Origin of the sequence: Sphingopyxis lindanitolerans, from assembly GCF_002993885.1 — a bacterium.
GTDB classification, from domain to species: domain Bacteria; phylum Pseudomonadota; class Alphaproteobacteria; order Sphingomonadales; family Sphingomonadaceae; genus Sphingopyxis; species Sphingopyxis lindanitolerans.
The window spans coordinates 98,199-117,855 of the sequence record NZ_CM009578.1; the positions used below are offsets into that span (position 1 = coordinate 98,199).

17 protein-coding genes and 1 tRNA gene are annotated in these 19,657 nt (G+C 64.3%); 15 read left to right on the plus strand and 3 right to left on the minus strand.

Going from position 1 to position 19,657, the window contains the following annotated elements; translation table 11 throughout:
• Positions 1–50: 50 nt before the first annotated feature.
• The 10 genes from CVO77_RS00610 (at position 51) to CVO77_RS20940 (ending at position 9,987) form a co-directional block, all read left to right on the plus strand.
• Complete coding sequence (locus CVO77_RS00610; RefSeq protein WP_105997423.1) at positions 51–662, plus strand: NADH-quinone oxidoreductase subunit J; 612 nt, start codon at positions 51–53, stop codon at positions 660–662.
• Positions 659–964, plus strand: coding sequence for an NADH-quinone oxidoreductase subunit NuoK (nuoK, locus tag CVO77_RS00615; RefSeq protein ID WP_053554267.1), 306 nt, complete (start codon positions 659–661; stop codon positions 962–964). Before CVO77_RS00610 ends, nuoK begins: the two co-directional genes overlap by 4 nt.
• A 4-nt stretch (positions 965–968) precedes the next feature.
• On the plus strand, positions 969–2,996 hold the full coding sequence (gene nuoL / locus CVO77_RS00620) for an NADH-quinone oxidoreductase subunit L (protein ID WP_105997424.1): 2,028 nt from the start codon (positions 969–971) through the stop codon (positions 2,994–2,996).
• Entirely contained in the window at positions 2,993–4,531 is a 1,539-nt protein-coding gene (locus tag CVO77_RS00625; RefSeq protein WP_105997425.1) for an NADH-quinone oxidoreductase subunit M, read from the plus strand. Before nuoL ends, CVO77_RS00625 begins: the two co-directional genes overlap by 4 nt.
• Positions 4,528–5,967, plus strand: a complete 1,440-nt coding sequence (gene nuoN, locus CVO77_RS00630; RefSeq protein WP_105997426.1) for an NADH-quinone oxidoreductase subunit NuoN — start codon at positions 4,528–4,530, stop codon at positions 5,965–5,967. The genes CVO77_RS00625 and nuoN overlap by 4 nt, the downstream gene beginning before the upstream one ends.
• Positions 5,889–6,692, plus strand: a complete 804-nt coding sequence (locus tag CVO77_RS00635; protein ID WP_105997427.1) for a biotin--[acetyl-CoA-carboxylase] ligase — start codon at positions 5,889–5,891, stop codon at positions 6,690–6,692. The genes nuoN and CVO77_RS00635 overlap by 79 nt, the downstream gene beginning before the upstream one ends.
• Before the next feature lie 3 nt (positions 6,693–6,695).
• The gene (locus CVO77_RS00640) at positions 6,696–7,481 is read left to right on the plus strand and encodes a type III pantothenate kinase (protein ID WP_105997428.1); all 786 of its coding nucleotides are present in this window, start codon (positions 6,696–6,698) and stop codon (positions 7,479–7,481) included.
• Positions 7,478–9,112 (plus strand): ribonuclease J, encoded by a 1,635-nt coding sequence (locus CVO77_RS00645; protein WP_105997429.1) that lies wholly within the window; start codon positions 7,478–7,480, stop codon positions 9,110–9,112. Before CVO77_RS00640 ends, CVO77_RS00645 begins: the two co-directional genes overlap by 4 nt.
• A gap of 3 nt (positions 9,113–9,115) precedes the next feature.
• A complete protein-coding gene (locus CVO77_RS00650; RefSeq protein ID WP_105997430.1) occupies positions 9,116–9,376 on the plus strand; it encodes a DUF1467 family protein in 261 nt (86 codons plus the stop codon).
• A gap of 86 nt (positions 9,377–9,462) precedes the next feature.
• A complete protein-coding gene (locus CVO77_RS20940) occupies positions 9,463–9,987 on the plus strand; it encodes a hypothetical protein (RefSeq protein ID WP_158257947.1) in 525 nt (174 codons plus the stop codon).
• A 45-nt stretch (positions 9,988–10,032) separates the two neighbouring features.
• Here the strand turns inward: CVO77_RS20940 and CVO77_RS00655 are convergent, their stop codons facing one another.
• Positions 10,033–12,411, minus strand: a complete 2,379-nt coding sequence (locus tag CVO77_RS00655; protein ID WP_105997431.1) for a coiled-coil domain-containing protein — start codon at positions 12,409–12,411, stop codon at positions 10,033–10,035.
• A gap of 68 nt (positions 12,412–12,479) precedes the next feature.
• On the opposite strand from CVO77_RS00655, the gene CVO77_RS00660 reads away from it, so the two are divergent.
• Both CVO77_RS00660 and CVO77_RS00665 read left to right on the plus strand, forming a co-directional pair.
• Positions 12,480–12,776: an Hpt domain-containing protein gene (locus CVO77_RS00660; RefSeq protein WP_105997432.1), complete on the plus strand. Its 297-nt coding sequence runs from the start codon at positions 12,480–12,482 to the stop codon at positions 12,774–12,776.
• Positions 12,777–12,978: 202 nt separating this feature from the next.
• Positions 12,979–14,238 carry a tetratricopeptide repeat protein gene (locus CVO77_RS00665; RefSeq protein WP_242446040.1) on the plus strand — a complete coding sequence of 420 codons (1,260 nt, stop codon included), beginning with the start codon at positions 12,979–12,981 and terminating at the stop codon, positions 14,236–14,238.
• A gap of 75 nt (positions 14,239–14,313) precedes the next feature.
• On the opposite strand, the gene CVO77_RS00670 is transcribed toward CVO77_RS00665, so the two are convergent.
• A complete protein-coding gene (locus tag CVO77_RS00670) occupies positions 14,314–14,787 on the minus strand; it encodes an Lrp/AsnC family transcriptional regulator (protein WP_105997434.1) in 474 nt (157 codons plus the stop codon).
• A gap of 167 nt (positions 14,788–14,954) precedes the next feature.
• Between CVO77_RS00670 and CVO77_RS00675 the strand changes: the two genes are divergently transcribed.
• The 3 genes from CVO77_RS00675 (at position 14,955) to CVO77_RS00685 (ending at position 17,793) form a co-directional block, all read left to right on the plus strand.
• Entirely contained in the window at positions 14,955–16,580 is a 1,626-nt protein-coding gene (locus CVO77_RS00675; RefSeq protein WP_242446041.1) for a histidine kinase dimerization/phospho-acceptor domain-containing protein, read from the plus strand.
• Between the two features lie 5 nt (positions 16,581–16,585).
• Entirely contained in the window at positions 16,586–17,641 is a 1,056-nt protein-coding gene (locus CVO77_RS00680) for a polysaccharide deacetylase family protein (protein ID WP_242446042.1), read from the plus strand.
• 76 nt (positions 17,642–17,717) lie between these two features.
• Positions 17,718–17,793 (plus strand) — tRNA-Ile (locus CVO77_RS00685).
• Between the two features lie 448 nt (positions 17,794–18,241).
• Here the strand turns inward: CVO77_RS00685 and CVO77_RS20945 are convergent.
• Positions 18,242–19,615: a tetratricopeptide repeat protein gene (locus CVO77_RS20945; protein WP_158257948.1), complete on the minus strand. Its 1,374-nt coding sequence runs from the start codon at positions 19,613–19,615 to the stop codon at positions 18,242–18,244.
• Positions 19,616–19,657: the final 42 nt, after the last annotated feature.

Genomic DNA, 19,657 nt, shown 5'->3' on the forward strand with positions numbered 1-19,657 from the left:
TCCACCATGCTTCGCATGGTCCCCCTCCCCCGTTGGGGGAGGATCGCGGCATGATCCAACTCATCGCCTTTTATCTGTTCGCGACCATCACCATCGCCGCCGCGGCGATGGTCATTTTCGCGCGCAACCCGGTCCACAGCGTGATGTGGCTGATCCTCGCCTTCTTCAACGCGGCGGGGCTGATGCTGCTCGCGGGGGCGGAGTTCATCGCGATGCTGCTCGTCATCGTCTATGTCGGCGCGGTCGCGGTGTTGTTCCTGTTCGTGGTGATGATGCTCGACATCGATTTCGCCGAATTGCGCGCCGGTTTCGTGCGTTACCTGCCGCTTGGCGCGCTCGTCGCGATCATCCTGGCCGCCGAACTCGTCTTTGCGGTCGGCGCGTGGCAGGCGGGCGGGGTCGACCTGGCGGCGCGCGCGGCGCCGATCACCAGCGACACCAGTAATATCCAGCAGATCGGCGAGCTGCTCTATACGCGCTACATCTTCCTGTTCGAGGCGGCGGGGATCGTCCTGCTCGTCGCGATGGTCGGCGCGATCGCGCTGACCCATCGCCAGCGCGGCGGCACGCGGACACAGAATATTTCGGCGCAGAACCGACGTCGCCCGTGGGAGGCGACACGGCTCGTCGATCCGGGCGTCGGGCAGGGGATGGACTTGTGATCTCCGTCGGCCATTATCTCGCCGTTTCGGCGGTGCTGTTCACGCTTGGCGTGCTGGGCATTTTCATCAATCGCAAGAATATCATCGTCATCCTGATGGCGATCGAGCTGATCCTGCTCGCGGTGAACATCAACCTCGTCGCGTTCAGCGCCGCGCTTGGCGATCTCGTCGGGCAGGTGTTCGCGATGTTCGTGCTGACGGTGGCCGCGGGTGAAGCCGCCATCGGTCTCGCCATTCTCGTCATTTATTTCCGCGGCCGCGGCACGATTGCCGTCGACGATGCCAACCGGATGAAGGGGTAAGCCGGTGATCCAGGCGATCGTTTTCCTGCCGCTGCTCGCGGCGATTGTCGCTGGCCTCGGCCAGCGCGTCATCGGCAATGGGCCGTCGAAGATCATCACCACGGGCGCGCTGTTCGTAAGCTGCGCCTTGAGCTGGCCGATCTTCCTGTCGTTCGTCGCGGGAAGTGCCGAGCCGAGCGTGACGCCGGTGCTGCACTGGGTTTCGTCGGGCGCGCTTCAGTTCAACTGGGAATTGCGCGTCGATGCGCTGACCGCGGTGATGCTCGTCGTGGTCACGACGGTGTCGGCGCTCGTCCATCTTTATAGCTGGGGCTATATGGAGGAAGACCCGGACCAGCCGCGCTTCTTTGCCTATCTGTCGCTGTTCACCTTTGCGATGCTGATGCTGGTGACCGCGAACAATCTGGTCCAGATGTTCTTCGGCTGGGAAGGCGTCGGGCTCGCGTCATACCTGCTCATCGGTTTCTGGTACAAGAAGCCGAGCGCCAATGCCGCCGCGATCAAGGCGTTCGTCGTCAACCGCGTCGGCGACTTTGCTTTCATGCTCGGCATCTTTGGCACGTTCCTGGTGTTCGGCACCGTCTCGATCCCCGAGATTCTGGCCGCCGCGCCGGGCATGGCGGGATCGACGATCGGCTTCCTGGGCATGCGGCTCGATACGATGACGGTCCTCTGCCTGCTGCTGTTCGTCGGCGCGATGGGCAAGTCGGCGCAGCTTGGGCTGCACACCTGGCTTCCCGACGCGATGGAGGGGCCGACCCCGGTGTCGGCGCTGATCCACGCCGCGACGATGGTCACCGCGGGCGTGTTCATGGTCTGCCGTCTGTCGCCGATGTTCGAGACATCGGACGTCGCGCAGGGCGTCGTGATGTTCATCGGCGCCGCGACCTGCTTTTTCGCGGCGACCGTCGCGACGACGCAATGGGACATCAAGCGGGTCATCGCTTATTCGACCTGTAGCCAACTCGGCTATATGTTCTTCGCCGCGGGCGCCGGCGCCTATAGCGCGGCGATGTTCCACCTGTTCACCCACGCTTTTTTCAAGGCGCTGCTGTTCCTTGGCGCGGGCAGCGTGATCCATTCGATGCACCACGAGCAGGACATGCGCTATTATGGCGGGCTCCGGAAGCGCATCCCGCTGACCTATTGGGCGATGATGGCGGGGACGCTGGCGATCACCGGCGTCGGCATCGCGGGCGTTGCAGGCTTCGCGGGCTTTTATTCGAAGGACGGTATCCTCGAGGCGGCCTTTGCCGCGGGCGGCGGCGGTCAGGTCGCCTTCTGGGTCGGCACCTTCGTCGCGCTGCTCACCAGCTTCTATTCGTGGCGCCTCGTCTTCCTGACCTTTCATGGCAAGCCGCGCTGGGAGCAGAGCGAGCATATCCAGCATGCGGTCCACGACGATCATGGGCATGACGCCCATCACCACGACGCGCCGCATGGCGCTCCGGGTGACGGCACCGCGGGCTATCATCCGCACGAAAGCCCGCTTTCGATGCTGATCCCGCTCGGCCTGCTGTCGCTCGGCGCGGTGTTCGCGGGGTACGCTTTCCACCATGCGTTCATCGATCCCGAGGGCGGACTCGCCTTCTGGAAGGGCAGCCTCGCGTTCGACGAACATCTGATGCACGCCGCCCATCAGGTGCCGACGATCATCAAGTGGATGCCCTTCACCGCGATGGCGATCGGCCTGTTGATCGCGTGGAACAATTATATCCGCGACACCAGCCTGCCGGCGAAATTCGTGGCGCAGTTCAGGCTGCTCTACCAATTCCTGTACAATAAATGGTATTTCGACGAGCTCTATGACGTCCTGTTCGTGAAGCCCGCCTTCGCGATCGGCCGCTTCTTCTGGAAGCGCGGGGACGAAGGCACCATCGACCGCTTTGGTCCCGATGGCGCCGCGGCGCTCATCCAGGGGGGCACGCGGCTCGCGGTCCGGCTGCAATCGGGTTATGTTTATGGATATGCGTTCGTGATGCTGCTCGGTCTTGTCGGCCTCGCCAGCTGGGCGATGGTGAAATTCCTGTGAGCGGGCTTCCCATCCTGTCGCTGATGCTGGCGGTCCCCGCGATCGCCGCCATTCTTTGCCTGTTCGTCGAGGCCAGGCCCGCACGCGCGATCGCGCTCGCCGCGACGCTGATCGACTTCGCGCTAGGCATCGCGCTGTGGGCGAATTTCGACATCGGCGGCGCGCAATGGCAGTTCGTCGAGCGCGCCGACCTGTTCGGGCGTTTTCAGTGGGCGCTGGGCGTCGATGGCGTCGCAATGATGCTGATCGTGCTCAGCACCTTCCTGATGCCGCTGTGCATCCTCGCGAGCTGGGAATCGATCAAGGAGCGTGTCGGCCTCTACATGGCGATGTTCCTGGTCATGGAAGTCATCATGATCGGCGTCTTCGCGGCGCAGGATCTGCTGCTCTTCTACATCTTCTTCGAGGGCGTGCTGATCCCGATGTATCTGATCATCGGCATCTGGGGCGGGCAGAACCGCATCTATGCGGCGTTCAAATTCTTCCTCTATACGCTGCTCGGGTCGGTGCTGATGCTCGTCGCGATGATCGCGATGATCCGCGAAGCGGGGACGACCGAGATTCCGGTCCTGCTGAACTATGACTTCCCACCCGAAATGCAGACCTGGCTGTGGCTCGCCTTCTTCGCGAGCATGGCGGTCAAGATGCCGATGTGGCCGGTCCACACCTGGCTTCCCGACGCGCACGTCCAGGCACCCACGGCGGGGTCGATGATCCTGGCGGGCGTGCTGCTGAAGATGGGGTCGTACGGCTTCCTGCGCTTCATGATGCCGATGTTCCCCGATGCCTCGGCCCAGTTCATGTGGGTCGTCTTCGCGCTGTCGATGATCGCGGTGATCTATACCAGCCTCGTTGCGCTGGTGCAGAGCGACATGAAGAAGCTGATCGCTTATTCGTCGGTCGCGCACATGGCGATCGTCACCGCCGGCCTCTATGCCTTCAACCAGCAGGGGATCGAGGGCGCGCTGATCGTCATGCTCAGCCATGGCGTCGTGTCGGCCGCGCTCTTCTTCTGCGTCGGGGTGATCTATGACCGGCTGCACACGCGCGAGATCAACCGCTACGGCGGGCTTGCGGTGAATATGCCGGCCTATGCGCTGTTCTTCATGCTGTTCACCATGGCGTCGATCGGCCTGCCGGGCACCAGCGGCTTCGTCGGCGAATTCCTGAGCCTTGCCGGCATCTATGAAGCGTCGAGCTGGGCCGCCTTTGCCTGCACCACCGGTATCATCCTCGGGGCCGCGTACATGCTCTATCTCTATCGCCGCGTCGTGTTCGGCGAACTGACCAAGGACGATGTGAAGGCCATGCCCGACATCAGCCCCCGCGAATGGGCGATCTTCGTGCCGCTGGCTGCGGTGACATTATGGATGGGCGTCTATCCCGAAAGCTTCCTCGCGCCGATGCGCGGCGACGTGACGGCGGTGGTCGCGCGGCTCGCCCCGGCAAAGCCCGCGGGTGACGCGCATGTCGCCGTCGGCAAGGCCAAGGCGGCCGCGCTCGGCGAAGCGCATCATGCGGGAGGCGTCCAATGACCGCCGATCTCGCCCTTATCTGGCCCGAACTGATCCTGACGATCGGCGGGCTGATCACGCTGATGCTCGGCGCCTTTGCCGGCGACCGCCAGGTTGGCCTCTATCAGCTCGCGGCGCTGCTGACGCTGGCGGCGGCGGCGGCGGCGGTGGTGGCGCTGTTCGGCACCGAGGCGTCAGTCTTTTCGGGGACGCTCGCGGTCGATGGCTTCGGCGGTTTTGCAAAGCTGCTCATCTATGCCGCAAGCTTCGTCTGTATCGCGATCGCGCCGCGCTATTTCGGCGATGCGATGCGCGCCGAATATTCGGCGCTGATCGTCTTTGCCGCGCTCGGCATGGGCATCATGGCCTCGTCGCGCGACCTGATGACGCTTTATGTCGGGCTCGAACTCAACAGCCTGGCCTCCTATGTGCTCGCCAGCTTCATGCGCGGCGACGATCGGTCGAGCGAGGCGGGGCTCAAATATTTCGTCCTCGGCGCGCTCGCCTCGGGCATATTGCTGTTCGGCATCTCGCTGCTCTATGGCTTTTCGGGCACCACCGATTTCGCCGGGGTCGCCGCCGCGATGGCGGGCGGCGTCAATATCGGCCTGCTGTTTGGCATCGTCTTCGTGATCGCGGGGCTGGCGTTCAAGATCAGCGCCGTGCCGTTCCACATGTGGACCCCCGACGTCTATGAAGGCGCGCCGACCCCGGTGACGACCTTCTTTGCCAGCGCCCCCAAGGTCGCGGCGATGACGCTGCTCGTGCGCGTCCTGATCGACGCGATGGGCCCGGCGGGTCCGGCGCTCGCGGCGTGGCAGCAGATCATCATCTTCCTGTCGCTCGCCTCGATCATCCTCGGCGCGGTCGGTGCGATCGGGCAGAAGAATATCAAGCGCCTGCTCGCCTATTCGTCGATCAACAATGTCGGCTTCATGCTGATCGGTCTTGCCGCGGGAACGCAGCAGGGGGTCGAGGCGGTGCTGACCTATCTGCTCGTCTATGTCGTCACGACGATCGGCGCCTTCCTGTTCGTGATGCAGCTTCGCGACGCCGACGGACAGATGGTCGAGAGTATTCCCGCCTATGCGGGCCTGTCGAAACGCCAGCCGGGGCTTGCCGCGGCGATGGCGGTGTTCCTGTTCAGCCTCGCCGCGATCCCGCCGCTTTTCGGCTTCTGGCCGAAATATCTGGTGTTCGAGGCCGCGGTGAACGCGGGCCTCGTGCCGCTGGCGGTCGCCGGGGTGGTCGTGTCGGTGATCGGCGCCTTTTATTATATCGCAATCATCAAGACGATGTACTTCGATGATGAGCCCGAGACGGTGATCCAGAGGGGCGGATCGCGGGTCGAGGGCGCAGTGATCGGCGTCAGCGCGCTGTGGCTGTCGGTGATCGGCTATCTCTTCATCCCGATGCTGGCGGCGACCGCGGCGAGCGCCGCCTCGGTGCTGTTCTGATCCCGCCGATCGAGCGGATCGCGCAGACAGGTTCGACCAACGCCGACCTGCTGGCGCGGCTGGCAGGCGGCGAGCATATCGGCGAAGGGCATTGGCTCGTCGCCGATCGCCAGACCGCCGGGCGCGGGCGGCTCGGCCGCGCGTGGGGTGACGGGCAGGGCAATTTCATGGGCTCGACCGTTGTCCGGTTGACCGCCGGCGACCCATCGCCTGCGACGCTGGCGCTGGTCGTCGGGGTCGCACTGGCAAAGGTGGTGGCGATTTTTGCGCCGTCGCTTCCGGTGCAGCTCAAATGGCCGAACGACCTGCTCGTCGAGGGCGCGAAATGTTCGGGCATCCTGCTCGAACGCAGCGGCAATGCGGTGGTGATCGGGATCGGGGTCAATCTCGTCTCCGCGCCCGAATTGGCCGATCGCGCGACCTTCGCCTTCGCCGACGCCGGTGTCGCGATCGATCGCGACCGCTTCGCCGAGGCACTGGCGATCGCGGTCGTCGATGCGCTTTGGACCTGGCGGCAGGAAGGGGTCGAGCGCATCGTGCGCGCGTGGTTGCCGCTCGGCCATCCCGTCGGCACGCCGCTTCGCGTGTCGGAGCAAGGCATCGACGGGCGTTTCGACGGACTTGCCCCCGATGGCGCGCTACGCTTGCGCCGCGTTGATGGGGAGATCATGCTGATCCACGCGGGCGACGTCGAACTGCGACGCCCACTCCAGGAAGGGACATAGCCTGTGCTGCTCGCGATCGATGTCGGCAACACCAACGCCAAATTCGCGCTCTTCCGCGGAACCGAGTTGCTTGCGCGCTGGCGCATCGCGACCGATGACCGGCGCACTGCCGACGAATATATGGTCTGGCTCGACCAGTTGATGCGCATCGAGGGCCATGACCGCGCCGAGATCGACGCCATCATCATCTCGACCGTCGTCCCGCGCGCGCTGCATAATCTGCAATTGCTGGCCCACAAATATTTCGGGGTCGATGCGCTGGTCGCCGGGCGCGATCCGGTGAGCTGGGGCATTGCGCTGAAGGTCGATGAACCGCGGTCGGTCGGCGCCGACCGTGCGGTCAACGCGATTTCGGCGCAGGCGGTCGAGCCCGGCAAGGACAAGCTCGTCATCAGTTTCGGCACCGCGACGACGCTCGACCATATCGGGGTCGATGGCGCCTATCTGGGCGGGATCATCGCGCCGGGGGTCAATCTGTCGCTCGAAGCGCTGGTCGCCGCCGCCGCCAAGCTGCCGCGCATCGCGATCGAGGCGCCGCCGACCGCCAGCGTCATCGGCCGCACCACCGAAAGCCAGATGCTGATCGGCGTCTATTGGGGCTATGTATCGATGATGGAAGGGCTGATCGCGCGCATGAAGGCCGAGATCGGCAAGCCGTTGACCGTCATCGCGACGGGCGGCCTCGCGACCCTGTTTCAGGAACAGGCCCATCTGTTCGACCGTATCGAGCCCGACCTGACGCTGAACGGGCTGATGCACCTCTTTAACCAAAGGAATATGAGCGCATGACAACTCCCGGCAAGGAGCTGCTTTTCCTCGCGCTCGGCGGATCGGGCGAGATTGGCATGAACGCCAATCTCTATGGCTGCGACGGCAAATGGATCATGCTCGACCTCGGTGTGACCTTCGGCAGTCAGGATTATCCGGGCATCGACATCGTGATGCCCGACCTCGAATTCATCGAGGATCGCAAAAAGGATCTGCTCGGCATCGTGCTGACCCACGGGCACGAGGATCATATCGGCGCGCTCCCCTATCTGGCCGCCGACCTCGGCGTGCCGCTCTATGCCAATCGCTTCACCGCGGGGCTGATCGCGAACAAGCTTGCCGAAGAGGGGCTGGAAAAGGAAGTCGAGGTCAAGGTCGTCGATATCGACGCCCGCCTGCGGATCGGCCCCTTCGATATCCGCCTGGTCCCGCTTGCCCACTCGATCCTCGAAATGAGCGCGGCGGTGATCGACACGCCCTATGGCCGGGTGTTCCATACCGGGGACTGGAAGCTCGACGAGGAACCGATCCTGGGGACGCCCGCGACCGCGGCGGCGCTGACCGCGATCGGCGACGAGGGCGTCGACATGCTCGTCTGCGATTCGACCAATGCGTTCAACACCGAGGCGTCGGGAAGCGAAGGCAGCGTCCGCGACGGATTGATGCAGGCAGTCGGCGCGGCGAAGGGCAGGGTGGTCGTTACCACCTTTGCCTCCAATGCCGCGCGGCTTGCGACTCTCGGCGCGGTCGCCAAGGCGACGGGGCGCACCTTGTGCGTCGCCGGGCGCTCGCTCGACCGCATTCTCGGCGTCGCGCGGTCGGTCGGCTATCTCAGGGATTTCCCGCCGACGGTCGATTTCGACGAGGCGATGCGACTGCCGCGCGACAAGCTGATGGTCGTCGCGACCGGCGGGCAGGGCGAGCCGCGCGCGGCGCTGGCGCGCATGGCCGCCGATGGGCATCAGATCAAGCTGCAGGCGGGCGATACCGTCGTCTTTTCCTCGAAGCAGATTCCCGGCAACGAGGTCGCGATCGGGCGGATCATGAACCAGCTCGCCGCCAAGGACGTGCTGACCGTGACCGAAAAGCAGGCGCATATCCACGTCAGCGGCCATCCGGGGCAGCCCGAACTGGCCGCGCTTTACGGCTGGCTGCGGCCAAAGCTGCTCGTGCCGGTCCATGGCGAGATCCGCCACATGCACGAACAGGCGCGCTTCGCGCTCGAAAAGGGCGTTCCCGATGCGCTGGTGCAGGAAAATGGCGACCTCGTCCGCCTTGCACCGGGGCCGGCGCGGATCGTCGAGCGCGTGCGCTCGGGGCGGCTCCTCCTCGATGGCGACGTGATCCTTCCCGCCGATGGCGAGACGATCAACGAGCGGCGCAAGCTGGCGCTGAACGGGCAGATTTCGGTGGCAGTGGTGCTGTCGGGCGGCAAGTTCCAGGGCAGCAGCGTCCAATATCGCGGCGTCCCGGTCGAGGATGATCGCGAGACCTTCCTCGAAGAGATGAACGAAGCGGCCGAGCAGGCCGCGACCGGAAAGGCGCGCGGCCGCGATGCGCTGAAGGAAGCGATCCGCCTCGGCGTCCGCCGCGTCGCGACCGACTGGACCGGCAAGAAGCCGATCACCGACGTGCTGATCGTGGATATCTGAGCGATGAAATGGACCTCCGCCCTGGCGATCTACACGCTCTTCTGGGCGTTCAGCGCTTTCTTCGTGCTGCCGTTTCACGGCCGCCGGACCGAAGACGATGGCGTGCCGCTGGTGAAAGGGCAGGAACCGGGCGCGCCCGCACGCTTTCGCCCGCGGCGCATCCTGGTGCAGATGACGATCGTCGCGACGATCGGGTTCGTCATCTTTTACATCGGCTATGCGCAGGGCTGGGCCGACCCCGACGTGCTGAGCGGACGGGCCTGATCCGGGCGGCCTTCTTCGGAAGAATGTCGACTTTGGGGTGGGGAGCGGAAGTTGACTTAATGCACCAGAGGGCCAATCCTGACGTCATGCAGCGCGTCGCCTCAATCTTGCTTCTCTTATGCGCCAGTTGCGGTGCCGTAGAGCAGCCAAAATCAGCGCAGACAGTTGCAGCCTATGAAATTCCTTTACCCACAGCTTCCGACAAGAGCCATTTCCTTGCACTCCTGACCAAGAAAGCCGTGGCTTACGGTTTCCACGTCGATGCCGCGACAGATTCCGAACTAAAGATAATGTCGGAAGTCTCTCCCCAAACCTTCAACGCGACTGTGTGGCGCGGAAAGAATGACGAGGAGCCGATCGCTTCTGCGATGGATTTCCAAGATCGCCTTGGGCGAGTTTGGATTTCATTCTCACTCGGAGAAGACCCGGTTCGATCACGCCAATTCCAAGAGTCTCTGATGCCCGTTATCAAAGATGCTTGGCCGGAAACGACTTCGCTTCCGATCACGCCAAACGGCGGCATCCCGCTGACCGAGGATTTGGTTCGCACGTCGAACGGTTACACAGCCGATCCTGCTGCCGCGAAAAAATACGAAGACGGGGCTCGATAGAGAGTCGTCAGCAACCGGCCGACAGCCTTCCTTGCCGAAACCCGGTCAGTTCCGCAGCCGGTCGATCGCCTGCGCCAGCGCGACATAGAGCTTGCCGATATCCGACGACAGCAGGGTGACGCTGATCGCCGACCCGTCGCGCGCGCCGATCAGCAGGCGCAGCATTGCCTCGAAATCGTGGATGAACTGGTTCACCGACGCGTGGAATCCGTCGTCATTCTGGTAGAGGCGCAGGATTTCCTTGGCCTCGCTATTTTCGAGCAGCTTGACCGCGCGGCGCGAAAAGACACCGCGGTCGCCCTTCAGATAGGCGTCCCAGGCGGTGTCGCTGACTTCGCTCGACAAGATTTTGGTCATGTCGATCGCGGTCGATTTCAGCGCTTCGGTGAGGACGCCGACCTGCTTCGCGAGCGAATCGCGGTCCGATGCGGCGATCGCCTGCTCGGCCTCCAGCGCGCGCTGCTCGACGCTGGCGCTGGTGTCCATGATCGTGATGAGCTGGCGCATCAATCGGTCGGCAGCGCCGTTCGCGGCCTCGACCGCGCGCTGCGACGCTTCCTCGATCGCGGTGAGCTGCGCCATGATCTCCGTCTTGAAGGCGGCATCGATTGCCTCGGTCGCGGTCGCCTGCATCGCTTCGCGGGCGCCGGAAACCAGCTTGTCGAGCGTCTGGCGCGCTTCCTCGGCCGCGGCGTCGGCGGTCTTGCGCACTTCGCCCAGCGTCGCGATCATCCGTGCGCCGCCCTGTTCGGCGAAGTCGTCGGCGCCGCTGCGTAGCCGCGCCAGCGCGGCGTCGGCCTCGGCGAGCGATGCGTTGACGCGATCGGCGAGCGCCTGCTGGCTCTCGGCATGCGCAGCCATCTTGTCCTCGCTCGCCTGGAGCGTCGATTTGGTTGCGCTGACGTGCGACAGCGCCGACTGCGCGACCAGTTCCGACGCTTCGAGCATGGGTTTGAGCTGGGCGAGCGTCGTTTGCGTCGTCTTGCCGTGCGAGGCCATGCGATCGAGCGCGCGCGGCAGCGTCTCGTCGAGTTCGCGCGTCACCGCGTCGAGCGCGAGGAGCAACGATTCGGCCTGGGTGATAAGCTGGTGTGCCGAGCCGTTGCCGGTCTGCACTTCCGCCATGAAGGCGGAGAGTTGGCCCTTGGTATCGTCGATCGCGCGGCCGATCACGCCGGTGCTCGCCGAAACGCTGACGTCGAGCAGTTCGAGCTGGTCGCCGACGTCGGTGACATGCGCCTTGATTCGCGTCGCCAGCGCTTCGCTCGCGTCGCCATGCGCGGCGAGCTGAGTCCCGATCGCGTTGCCGGCATCGGTCGCGGCGGCGAGCCGCGCGTCGAGCTGGGTCGCGGCGGTATCGACGCCGTCGCGAAACTGGCGCCAGCTCCCGTCCATCCGCGCGGTCACCGTGGCGATCGTCGATTGCAGATCGTCGCGTGCGGTCGCGGCTGCCTGGGTCATGCGGGCGAAGGCGACGTCATGCGCTTCGGTGACGTGGGTCGATGCCGCGACCAGCCCCGCTTCGGCCTCATGCGCCTGTTGCTGGAGGGCGCCGATCGCTTCGTGCAAGCTCGCGGCCGATGCTTCGCCGGCCTCCCTGGCCTTGACCGCTTCCTCGGACAGCGCGGCGAGCCTGGCTTCGAGATTGGCGCCTTGCTGGTGCGCGACGAGTCCCGCCTCGCGGAAATTGACCGCGAGGCGCTGCGCGACATCGTCGATCCGGGGCAGCCCGGCAAGCAGGCCGTCCATGCGCTGCGTCGCGACATCGCCCGACCGCGCGAGCTGGTCGTGCGCATTGGCGATCACCGACGCATTGGTCGCGAGCCGGTCGCTGCTTTCGTTGAGCCGGGTCACCGTATCGAGCCCGAGCTGCTGCACGCTGCGCGCCTGTTCGGCAAGTTGCCGCTGCGCGTCGGCAAGGTGCGCGGCGAGCGCGCGCATCGAGTCGTTGAGCGAGTCATTCTCGATACGGAGCGCGTTCGCGGCGCGCGCGAACCGCGCCTGTTCGGATCGGCCCGAACGCAGCAGCGCCATCCACAGCACCGCGAGCAGAGTCAGCGGCATCGCGACCGTCGCGACGAGGGCGGGCCAGTCGGCGAGCGCGGGCGCGCGCGCGAAACCATCGGTCGCGGCGGCGAGCGCGAACAGCGTCCAGCCGAGGCCGAGGAGGATCAGCAGCGTGGGGGCGATCCGGTCGCGGAAGGGCGATGCGGAGATTTCCGCCGCATTGGAAATGTCATGATCTTCAGATTCGGCGAGCGCCGACATATCGAGCCAATCCCGCTCCACCGGCGCCGCGGTTTCGGCCCGAGGCGCGGATTCGGGCGCCGCGACCTCTGCCGGAGCAGCGTCATCCGCACCGTTCGATTCCGGCTTTGCCGCGGAATCCCGCCACAATCCGACGATCTTTTTTTCCCCTGCCATCCCGCCATCTTAGCATCAAATGCCGTCCATGGAACGGAAACTTAACCACGATATGCCAAGGCTGTGGAATGTCGTTCGATAGCGGGCCCCTCGATCGTTATATCAGCGCGGCGGTCGGTGACGATCCGGCCGCGGCGCGCGAATTGCGCATGAGCTTTGCCGCAGGCGCGCGCGAGCTTGCCGACCTGATGCGCCGCGCCCGCTGTGACGCGAACTGGCGCGTCGCGGCCGAACGGCTGAAAAGCCTGGCTGCGACCTTTGGCATCATCCCGTTGATCCAGCTTGCCGAAGCGGCGATGGACGGTGTGCCCGGCGACCCCGCTGTCCTGCGCGATATCAACGTGGCGATCGAACGCATCGCCTGACCGCTCTGCGGCCCAGGTTCAATCGGCGTTCAGCCGCCCGCCGCCAATGGAAATATCGATCCCGGCCGTCTTGCCTTGGCAACGCTACGGGTCTAGCCGCGTTTGGAATCGCGGCTGGCCCCCGCTTGCCTAAAGGCAAGGCGGCCGTTTCTGAGGAGAGATTTTGATGTTCACCCGTTTCCGCCCAATGTCCGCAACGGCCATGGCGGCTATTCTTGGCTGCTCGATGATGGCGATCTCCGCCCCCGTCGCGGCGAAGGAAAAGCCGAAGAAGGAAGAGGCGGCGAAGGGGCCGTCGATCAGCCCGAGCAAGGCCTTCATTCCTGCCGCCAAAAAGATGGAAGAGGCCACCAAGAAGAAGGATGCGGCCGCGCTCCAGGCCGCCGTGACCGAAGCGCAGGGCGTCGCGAGCAGCAATGACGACAAATATTTCCTGGGCTTCTACACGCTGCAACTCGGCGTGATGACCAAGAATGAGGCGTTGCAGGCGCAGGGCCTCGACATGGCGCTCGATTCGGGGTTCGTCCCGGCGTCCGATGCCGGACTCTATAATTTCTATTCGGGCCGCTTCGCCTATATCAAAAAGGATTATCCGAAGGCGATCCAGCGTTTCGAGGCGGCCAAGGCCGCCGGGTCGACCGAAGAGTCGCTGGCAACCCTGCTCATGGACAGCTATTTGAACGCCGGTCAGGTCGATCAGGGAATCGCCATCGCGAAGGCGGGGATCGCAGCGGCGCATGCCGCGGGACGGCCCGCGCCCGAAGATTTATTCGTCCGCCCCGCCAAGGCGCTTCAGGCCGCGAATCGGACCGACGATTTGCTCGATATCCTGACGCTGCGCGTGCGCGACTATCCGCAGCCGGAGATTTGGCGCAACACGCTCTATATCCTGTTGCAGCAGGTTGGCGGCGACAAGGATCTGAATCTCGACATCCTGCGCCTGATGCGCGCCACCGGCGCGATGACCAATCGCGGCGAATATCTGGAATATGCGGCGCTGGCGACCGAAGCCGGTTATCCGGGCGAGGTCGTCGCGTTGATCAACGAAGGCGTCGCCAAGAACGTCTTCCCGAAGACCGATGAGCGTTTCGGCCCGCTTCTCGCCTCGCAGACCGAGCGCGCGAAGGCCGATCATGCGGGTCTGATCGCCGACGCGGGCAAGCCGGGATTGACCGCCAATGCCAAGGCCGCGCGCGGCACCGCCGACGCGCTGGTCGGTATCGGTGAGATCGCGAAGGCGATCCCGATCTATGAGGCGCTCGCGGCGACCGATCCGGTCGCGCAATATCGCCTCGGTGTCGCGCAGGCGATGATCGGCCAGTCGGACGCCGCCGCCGCGAGCTTTGCGAAGGTGCAGGGCAATCGTGCGCGCCTTGCCAAGCTGTGGGCCGTCCATGTCCAGACCAAGGCGGCCCCCGCGGCTCCGGCCGCTGCTGCGCCGGCTCCGGCTCCCGCCAACTGACCGCGCGAATCTAAAAAAAGGGGGCGCCTTCCCATGGGAAGGCGCCCCCTTTTTTGATGCCGACGCGAGTCGCGGTCAGGATTCGACGGGAATACCCGAAAGCTGCTTGGCGGTGCGGATCGTCAGCGAGGTTTTCACGCTGGTGACATTAGGCGCCGAGGTGAGGTGCGCGGTCAGGAAGGATTGAAAGCTTTGCAGGTCGCGCGCGACGACCTTGAGCAGGAAGTCGATCTCGCCATTCAGCATATAGCATTCGCGCACTTCGGGCAGTTGGCCGACATAATCCTCAAAGGATTTGAGGTCGGATTCGGCCTGGCTACGCAGGCTCACCATCGCGAAGACGGTGATGCCATATCCGAGCTTCGCGGCGTCGAGGTCGGCGTGATAGGATCGGATGACGCCCGACTCCTCGAGCGCCCGCACCCGGCGCAGGCAGGGCGGCGCGGTCAGCCCGACCATCTGCGCCAGCTCGACATTGGTCATCCGCCCGTTTTGCTGCAGCTCGGCGAGTATCTGCAAGTCGATCTGATCGAATTTCTGGCTTGCCATCGTTGAAACATCCGCTTTCTAAAACTGCCATGACCATAATATTATTTCAGCCGATTGCAATTGTCCCACAATGTGACGTGGATGGTTAAGGCACTTTCATGACCGGATGATTCACGCTAGCCGCTAAGCTTACGCTAACCAACGAACAGCTGTGGGGCCGGCTTCGCGTGACCGATGACTCGATGATCGCGACCATCTTGCGCCAGGCACCTGGCGATCCGCGCGCGCGCATCGCGGCGTGGCGCCAGATCTCCGATATTCTCGCGCAGCGCGGCAATCAACTATCCGATGGCGATATCCGGCGCGCGCTTCACGCGCTCGCCGTTTTGCGGCCCCAGGTTCCCGAAAAGATACGCCGCGACTGCGCCGCGGCGATCGCGCGCCACGGTCGATTCGCGCCGCTCGTCGCTTTTTATGCCAATGACGTGCCCGCGGTGTCGGCGGCGATGCTCCGGCGCGCGCGGTTGGCGGAGGCCGACTGGCTCGCGCTCCTTCCCGCCACCGCCGCGACCGCGCGCTCGATTCTCGCCGGGCGCGACGACCTGCCCGACAATGTCCGGCGCGCGCTCGAAAGCCTGGGCGCGGGATCGGTCGCGCTGCCGCAACCCGCCGCGGCGTCGGCAGCGAGCGAAGCGCCGGCCGACGAGTCGCCGGTGGCAGCGGATAGCGCGCCGAGCCAGATCAGCGAACTCGTCCGGCGTATCGACCGTTTCCAGTCGGCGCGGGCACAACCCGCGGTGCGCAAGGCCCGCACCGGCTTCATGTTCGAGGCGGGGCCGGACGGGCTGATTCGCTGGGTCGACGGCATCACGCGCGGCGCGGCGATCGGCCTGTCGATCGCCGAATCCGCTTTTGGCGGCGAGCCGGGCGCCGACGGGGCGGCCGCGGGCGCGTTTCGCCAGCGCGCGGAGATCGTCAACGCGCGCATGATACTCGAAGGCGCGGCGGCCGACGCCGGCGAATGGCGTTTTTCGGCGGTGCCATGGTTCGATTCGGCAACCGGGCAGTTTCGCGGCTATCGCGGCAGTGCGCGCCGACCGCAGCCGAGTGAAATGCCTTATGGGCGCCCGGCGGTGGAGGAATCGGGTGATTCGATCCGCCAGTTGATTCACGAGCTGCGCAGCCCGCTCAACGCGATTTCGGGTTTCGCCCAGATCATCTCGGGCCAGATGTTCGGGCCGGTCAGCGCTTCCTATCGCGCGATGGCGGAAGCGATCGTCGCCGACGCGGCCGCGATCCAGGCGATCATCGAAGACCTCGACACCGCGACCCGCGCCCCCGGGCCGTCAACCCCGTCGCTGGCGGGCGAGACCGCGGACCTGGGGACCGTGATAGCGCAGGTCGAGATGGATTTGGGCGCAATCCTCGCCGACCAGCGGGTCGACCTCAGCATCTCACGGGTCGGCGGACCTTTCCTCGCGCAGGTCGGCGACGCCAATTCGCGGCGCATGATCGGGCGACTGCTGACTGCGCTTGTCGATATTTCGGAGCCCGGATCGGTGCTCGTCGGGCAGCTTGTGACCGAATCGGCGCAGGACGACATGCTGCAACTGCGCGTGGTCCGGCCGCTCGCGATTCGTTTCGCGACCGCCGCCGATCTGCTCGACCCCGGTTTCAGCCCCGAAGGCGAGGCGCCGGGCGCGGCGATCCTGAGCCTTGGCTTTTCGCTGCGTCTGGTCGACAGCCTCGCGCGCGGGGCGGGGGGACGCCTCGATATTGGGCATAACGCCTTGACCTTGCATCTGCCCTCGGCCAACCCAAGCACCGAGCTCGGCGTTCAGCAGGGCGAATAGCCCGCGTGAACGGGCTGGGGGCGGAAGGGGAAAAGGTGCAGCCCGCGGGCAGTTTCCAGGCATATCCGGCGGCTGCGGACCTCGTCGGCCTCGGCGACGGCGAGCGGCCGCGTTTCTGGGTGACCTGCGACACCGAGGAGGATTTCGACTGGTCGGCGCCGTTCGCGCGTACCGGATATCGGCTCGATTCGGTCCCGGCGCTCGCCGATTGCCAGCGTTATTTCGAGCAGGCGGGGGTGAAGCCCATCTATCTGGTCGACTGGCCGATCGTGGCGGACGATCGCGCGGTCGCCATATTGGGCGACGCGCTGGCGCAGGGACATTGCGAGATCGGTGCGCAGCTCCACCCCTGGGTGACACCGCCGCACGACGAGCCGGTGAACGAGCGCAACAGCTATACCGGCAACCTGCCCCCCGCGCTGCAACGCGCCAAGATGGCGGCGCTGCGCGACGCCATCCGTGACCGGTTCGGGATTGCGCCCACCGTCTATCGAGCCGGGCGCTATGGCCTGGGGTCCGAGACGGCCACGATGCTCGCCGAACTCGGTTTTCGCTGCGACACGTCGGTGCGCGCGGGTTTCGATTATCGCGGCGGGCACGGCCCCGACTATCGCGCCGCGCCGCTCAAGCCATGGTGGGTGCCGACCGCGCACGGCGCGGTGCTCGAGGTGCCGGTGACGACCATGTTCGGCGGTTTTCTGGGGGCGAGGGGGCAGGGCCTCTATCACCGCATCGCGCGAAACGGCAGGCATGCGCGGGCAGCGCTCGCGCGGCTCGGGCTCGTCGAACGAATCGCGCTGACGCCCGAGGGCATTCCCGCCGATCGCGCGTGCCGCGCGATCGACATCGCACTGGAACAGCGGCTGCCGGTGCTCAATTTCTCCTTTCATTCGCCGTCGCTGCAACCCGGAAACACGCCTTATGTCCGCAGCGACGCCGATCTCGACCTTTTTTATCGCTGGTGGGGCGCGGTGCTCGATCACCTCGCGCTGCGTGGGATCGAGGCGACCGACGCCGTGGGCATCCTGGCGATGGCCGAACGGAAAGCGCCCGCCGGCTGACCCGGCCCCAAACCCGCTTGCCAATCGCCGCCGGGCTCCGCTATCGCCCACACACCCCACCGGGTGTCGAAACGGGGGGCCTGTAGCTCAACGGTTAGAGCTGGCCGCTCATAACGGCTAGGTTGCGGGTTCGAGTCCTGCCGGGCCCACCATTTTTAAAAAAGTCAATTAAATCAAGTAGTTAAATTGATTTGATTGGGCTGGAACCGCGGAAGTCGCGAAATTATAATATTTGTTTTCAATATCATAAGTGAGCTTTTCTAGTTTTTTGGCGCAGTTTGGGGGTGTTCGCGGCGATGTCGAGAAGCCCTACGTTTCGGTTGTCCGTAATAGCACGATGCAGATTCAAGAGTGCCGGTTCATTCCATAAGTTCCATAAGACGATGCATCGGCGGTACGCTCGAGCCATGACGGCTTTGCGCCTGATTCATGCCGTTCGGCCACTACGGGTTAGAGCCTCAAAGCGGTCGTTCCATTAGCAAGCTTAGATCGACAGCCTCCTCCCCTTTCCGCCGGATGGGCCGGAATGAGGTTTGAAGAGGGGCTAGATCAGTTGTTAAGATAAGGTAAAGTAATCGTTAAATTAAAAAACTATTTTGGTTAATTTTTGGCAAAATTATTAAATTTTCTTGGACGACGTCGTTCGATAAGTGAAATTATCTCCGGATCCGATTGCCAAACAATTTGAATGCGCGCTAATAATCCGGCTTCACCCCATTGTTCTCGCCTATTTTCTGCTAGATTCAATATTGAAAGAACTTGCGAACGGCTGCGCTCTGTCGATGCAATCATCGTTGGCCATACATATGTCCGACTGTCGTCCTGCGACGCATCATCTAGCGCTTGGCGCATCATTTCCTTTTTTAGAGCAGGCTTGCCGGCGCGGATTGCCATGGTCACGGCTTGCGCGCGTTCGATCAAAAATGGGTCTTGCTTGAGCTCGGCAAAACGGGCGGAATGCTTGGCATAGCCTGCATAATCGCCTTGAACGAATGCAATGATCGCAAGGCAATCCTGTGCGACCGCAAAATTGGGGTGCCGATTGGCGATGTCGGTCAGTTGTGAGATGGCTAAGGCATCATGGCCCGCGGCCCAATGCGCCCAAGCAAGATCTGTTCGAATGGCAACCGATCCGGGTTCCATCAGACGGGCGCGGTTGAGCTGTTCCAGAGCAGCCTTATGATCACCATGGTCGGACAATATATTGCCGTACCAAAAATGGATCAGCGGATCGTTGCTATCAAGCGATATGGCGTGGCGGAACTTTGCATCGGCCTCCGGGAAATCGTGATCGGCCCAATAGGCGATAAAGCCCAGCAGACGATGTCCGGTTGCATCATCTGGCGCGAGCCGATTGGCCGTGCGCGCAGCGAGCCGTGCGCGCGGAAAGGCGTCACGGTTGCTGCGCATACCAAATTCGCGCGAGAGAAGCAGGGCTTCGGCCAGGCTGGCGTGCCCTGGTGCATAAAGCGGGTCGTCGCGTATGATCTGTTCGAGCAAGGCGATTGCGCGCTCGAGACCCGCTGCCTCCCGGTCCACCACAAGATCCCGTGCCGTTAGAAAATTGGCCGCGATTTCGGGGTTTGTGGGCAATATCAAGGAAGCCGCCACTCCCTTGGCAGAGGTGGCCGGAGCCGATGGCTGGAAGGCGATCGTGACCGATGCCCCGACAGTGAGAATGATAGCCGCTGTACCGATTGTCCATCGGCGCCACTGTGGGCTCGGCCATCTCGGGGATGGAACAGGCGGCAATGGGCCGGGATCTGCGGTGTCCGATCCCTTTTCAACCTCCGGCGCACCCGCCCAGCGGTCGAGTTCGGACCTCAGCGCATAAACCGTCGCGGTCTTGCCCCCCGGCAGGCGATACACGGGCAACGCCCGTTCGCGGGCCCAGCGAATAACGGTTGTCCGGTCCCTTCCAAGATAGGCGGCGACGGATTTCCAACCGTCCAGCCGGTCCAGCGGACGCGCCACGCTGTGCGACGGGGGGACGGTTCGGGACGATGGCGACCAAGC

Excerpts from the sequence above, each read along its gene's own strand:
- CVO77_RS20940 (WP_158257947.1), top strand. The coding sequence starts at position 9,463 with ATGCAGCGCGTCGCCTCAATCTTGCTTCTCTTATGCGCCAGTTGCGGT.
- nuoN (WP_105997426.1), top strand. The coding sequence starts at position 4,528 with ATGACCGCCGATCTCGCCCTTATCTGGCCCGAACTGATCCTGACGATC.
- CVO77_RS00610 (WP_105997423.1), top strand. The coding sequence starts at position 51 with ATGATCCAACTCATCGCCTTTTATCTGTTCGCGACCATCACCATCGCC.
- CVO77_RS00660 (WP_105997432.1), top strand. The coding sequence starts at position 12,480 with ATGTCGTTCGATAGCGGGCCCCTCGATCGTTATATCAGCGCGGCGGTC.
- CVO77_RS00655 (WP_105997431.1), bottom strand. The coding sequence starts at position 12,411 with ATGGCAGGGGAAAAAAAGATCGTCGGATTGTGGCGGGATTCCGCGGCA.
- CVO77_RS00670 (WP_105997434.1), bottom strand. The coding sequence starts at position 14,787 with ATGGCAAGCCAGAAATTCGATCAGATCGACTTGCAGATACTCGCCGAG.
- CVO77_RS00645 (WP_105997429.1), top strand. The coding sequence starts at position 7,478 with ATGACAACTCCCGGCAAGGAGCTGCTTTTCCTCGCGCTCGGCGGATCG.
- CVO77_RS00650 (WP_105997430.1), top strand. The coding sequence starts at position 9,116 with ATGAAATGGACCTCCGCCCTGGCGATCTACACGCTCTTCTGGGCGTTC.
- CVO77_RS00665 (WP_242446040.1), top strand. The coding sequence starts at position 12,979 with ATGGCGGCTATTCTTGGCTGCTCGATGATGGCGATCTCCGCCCCCGTC.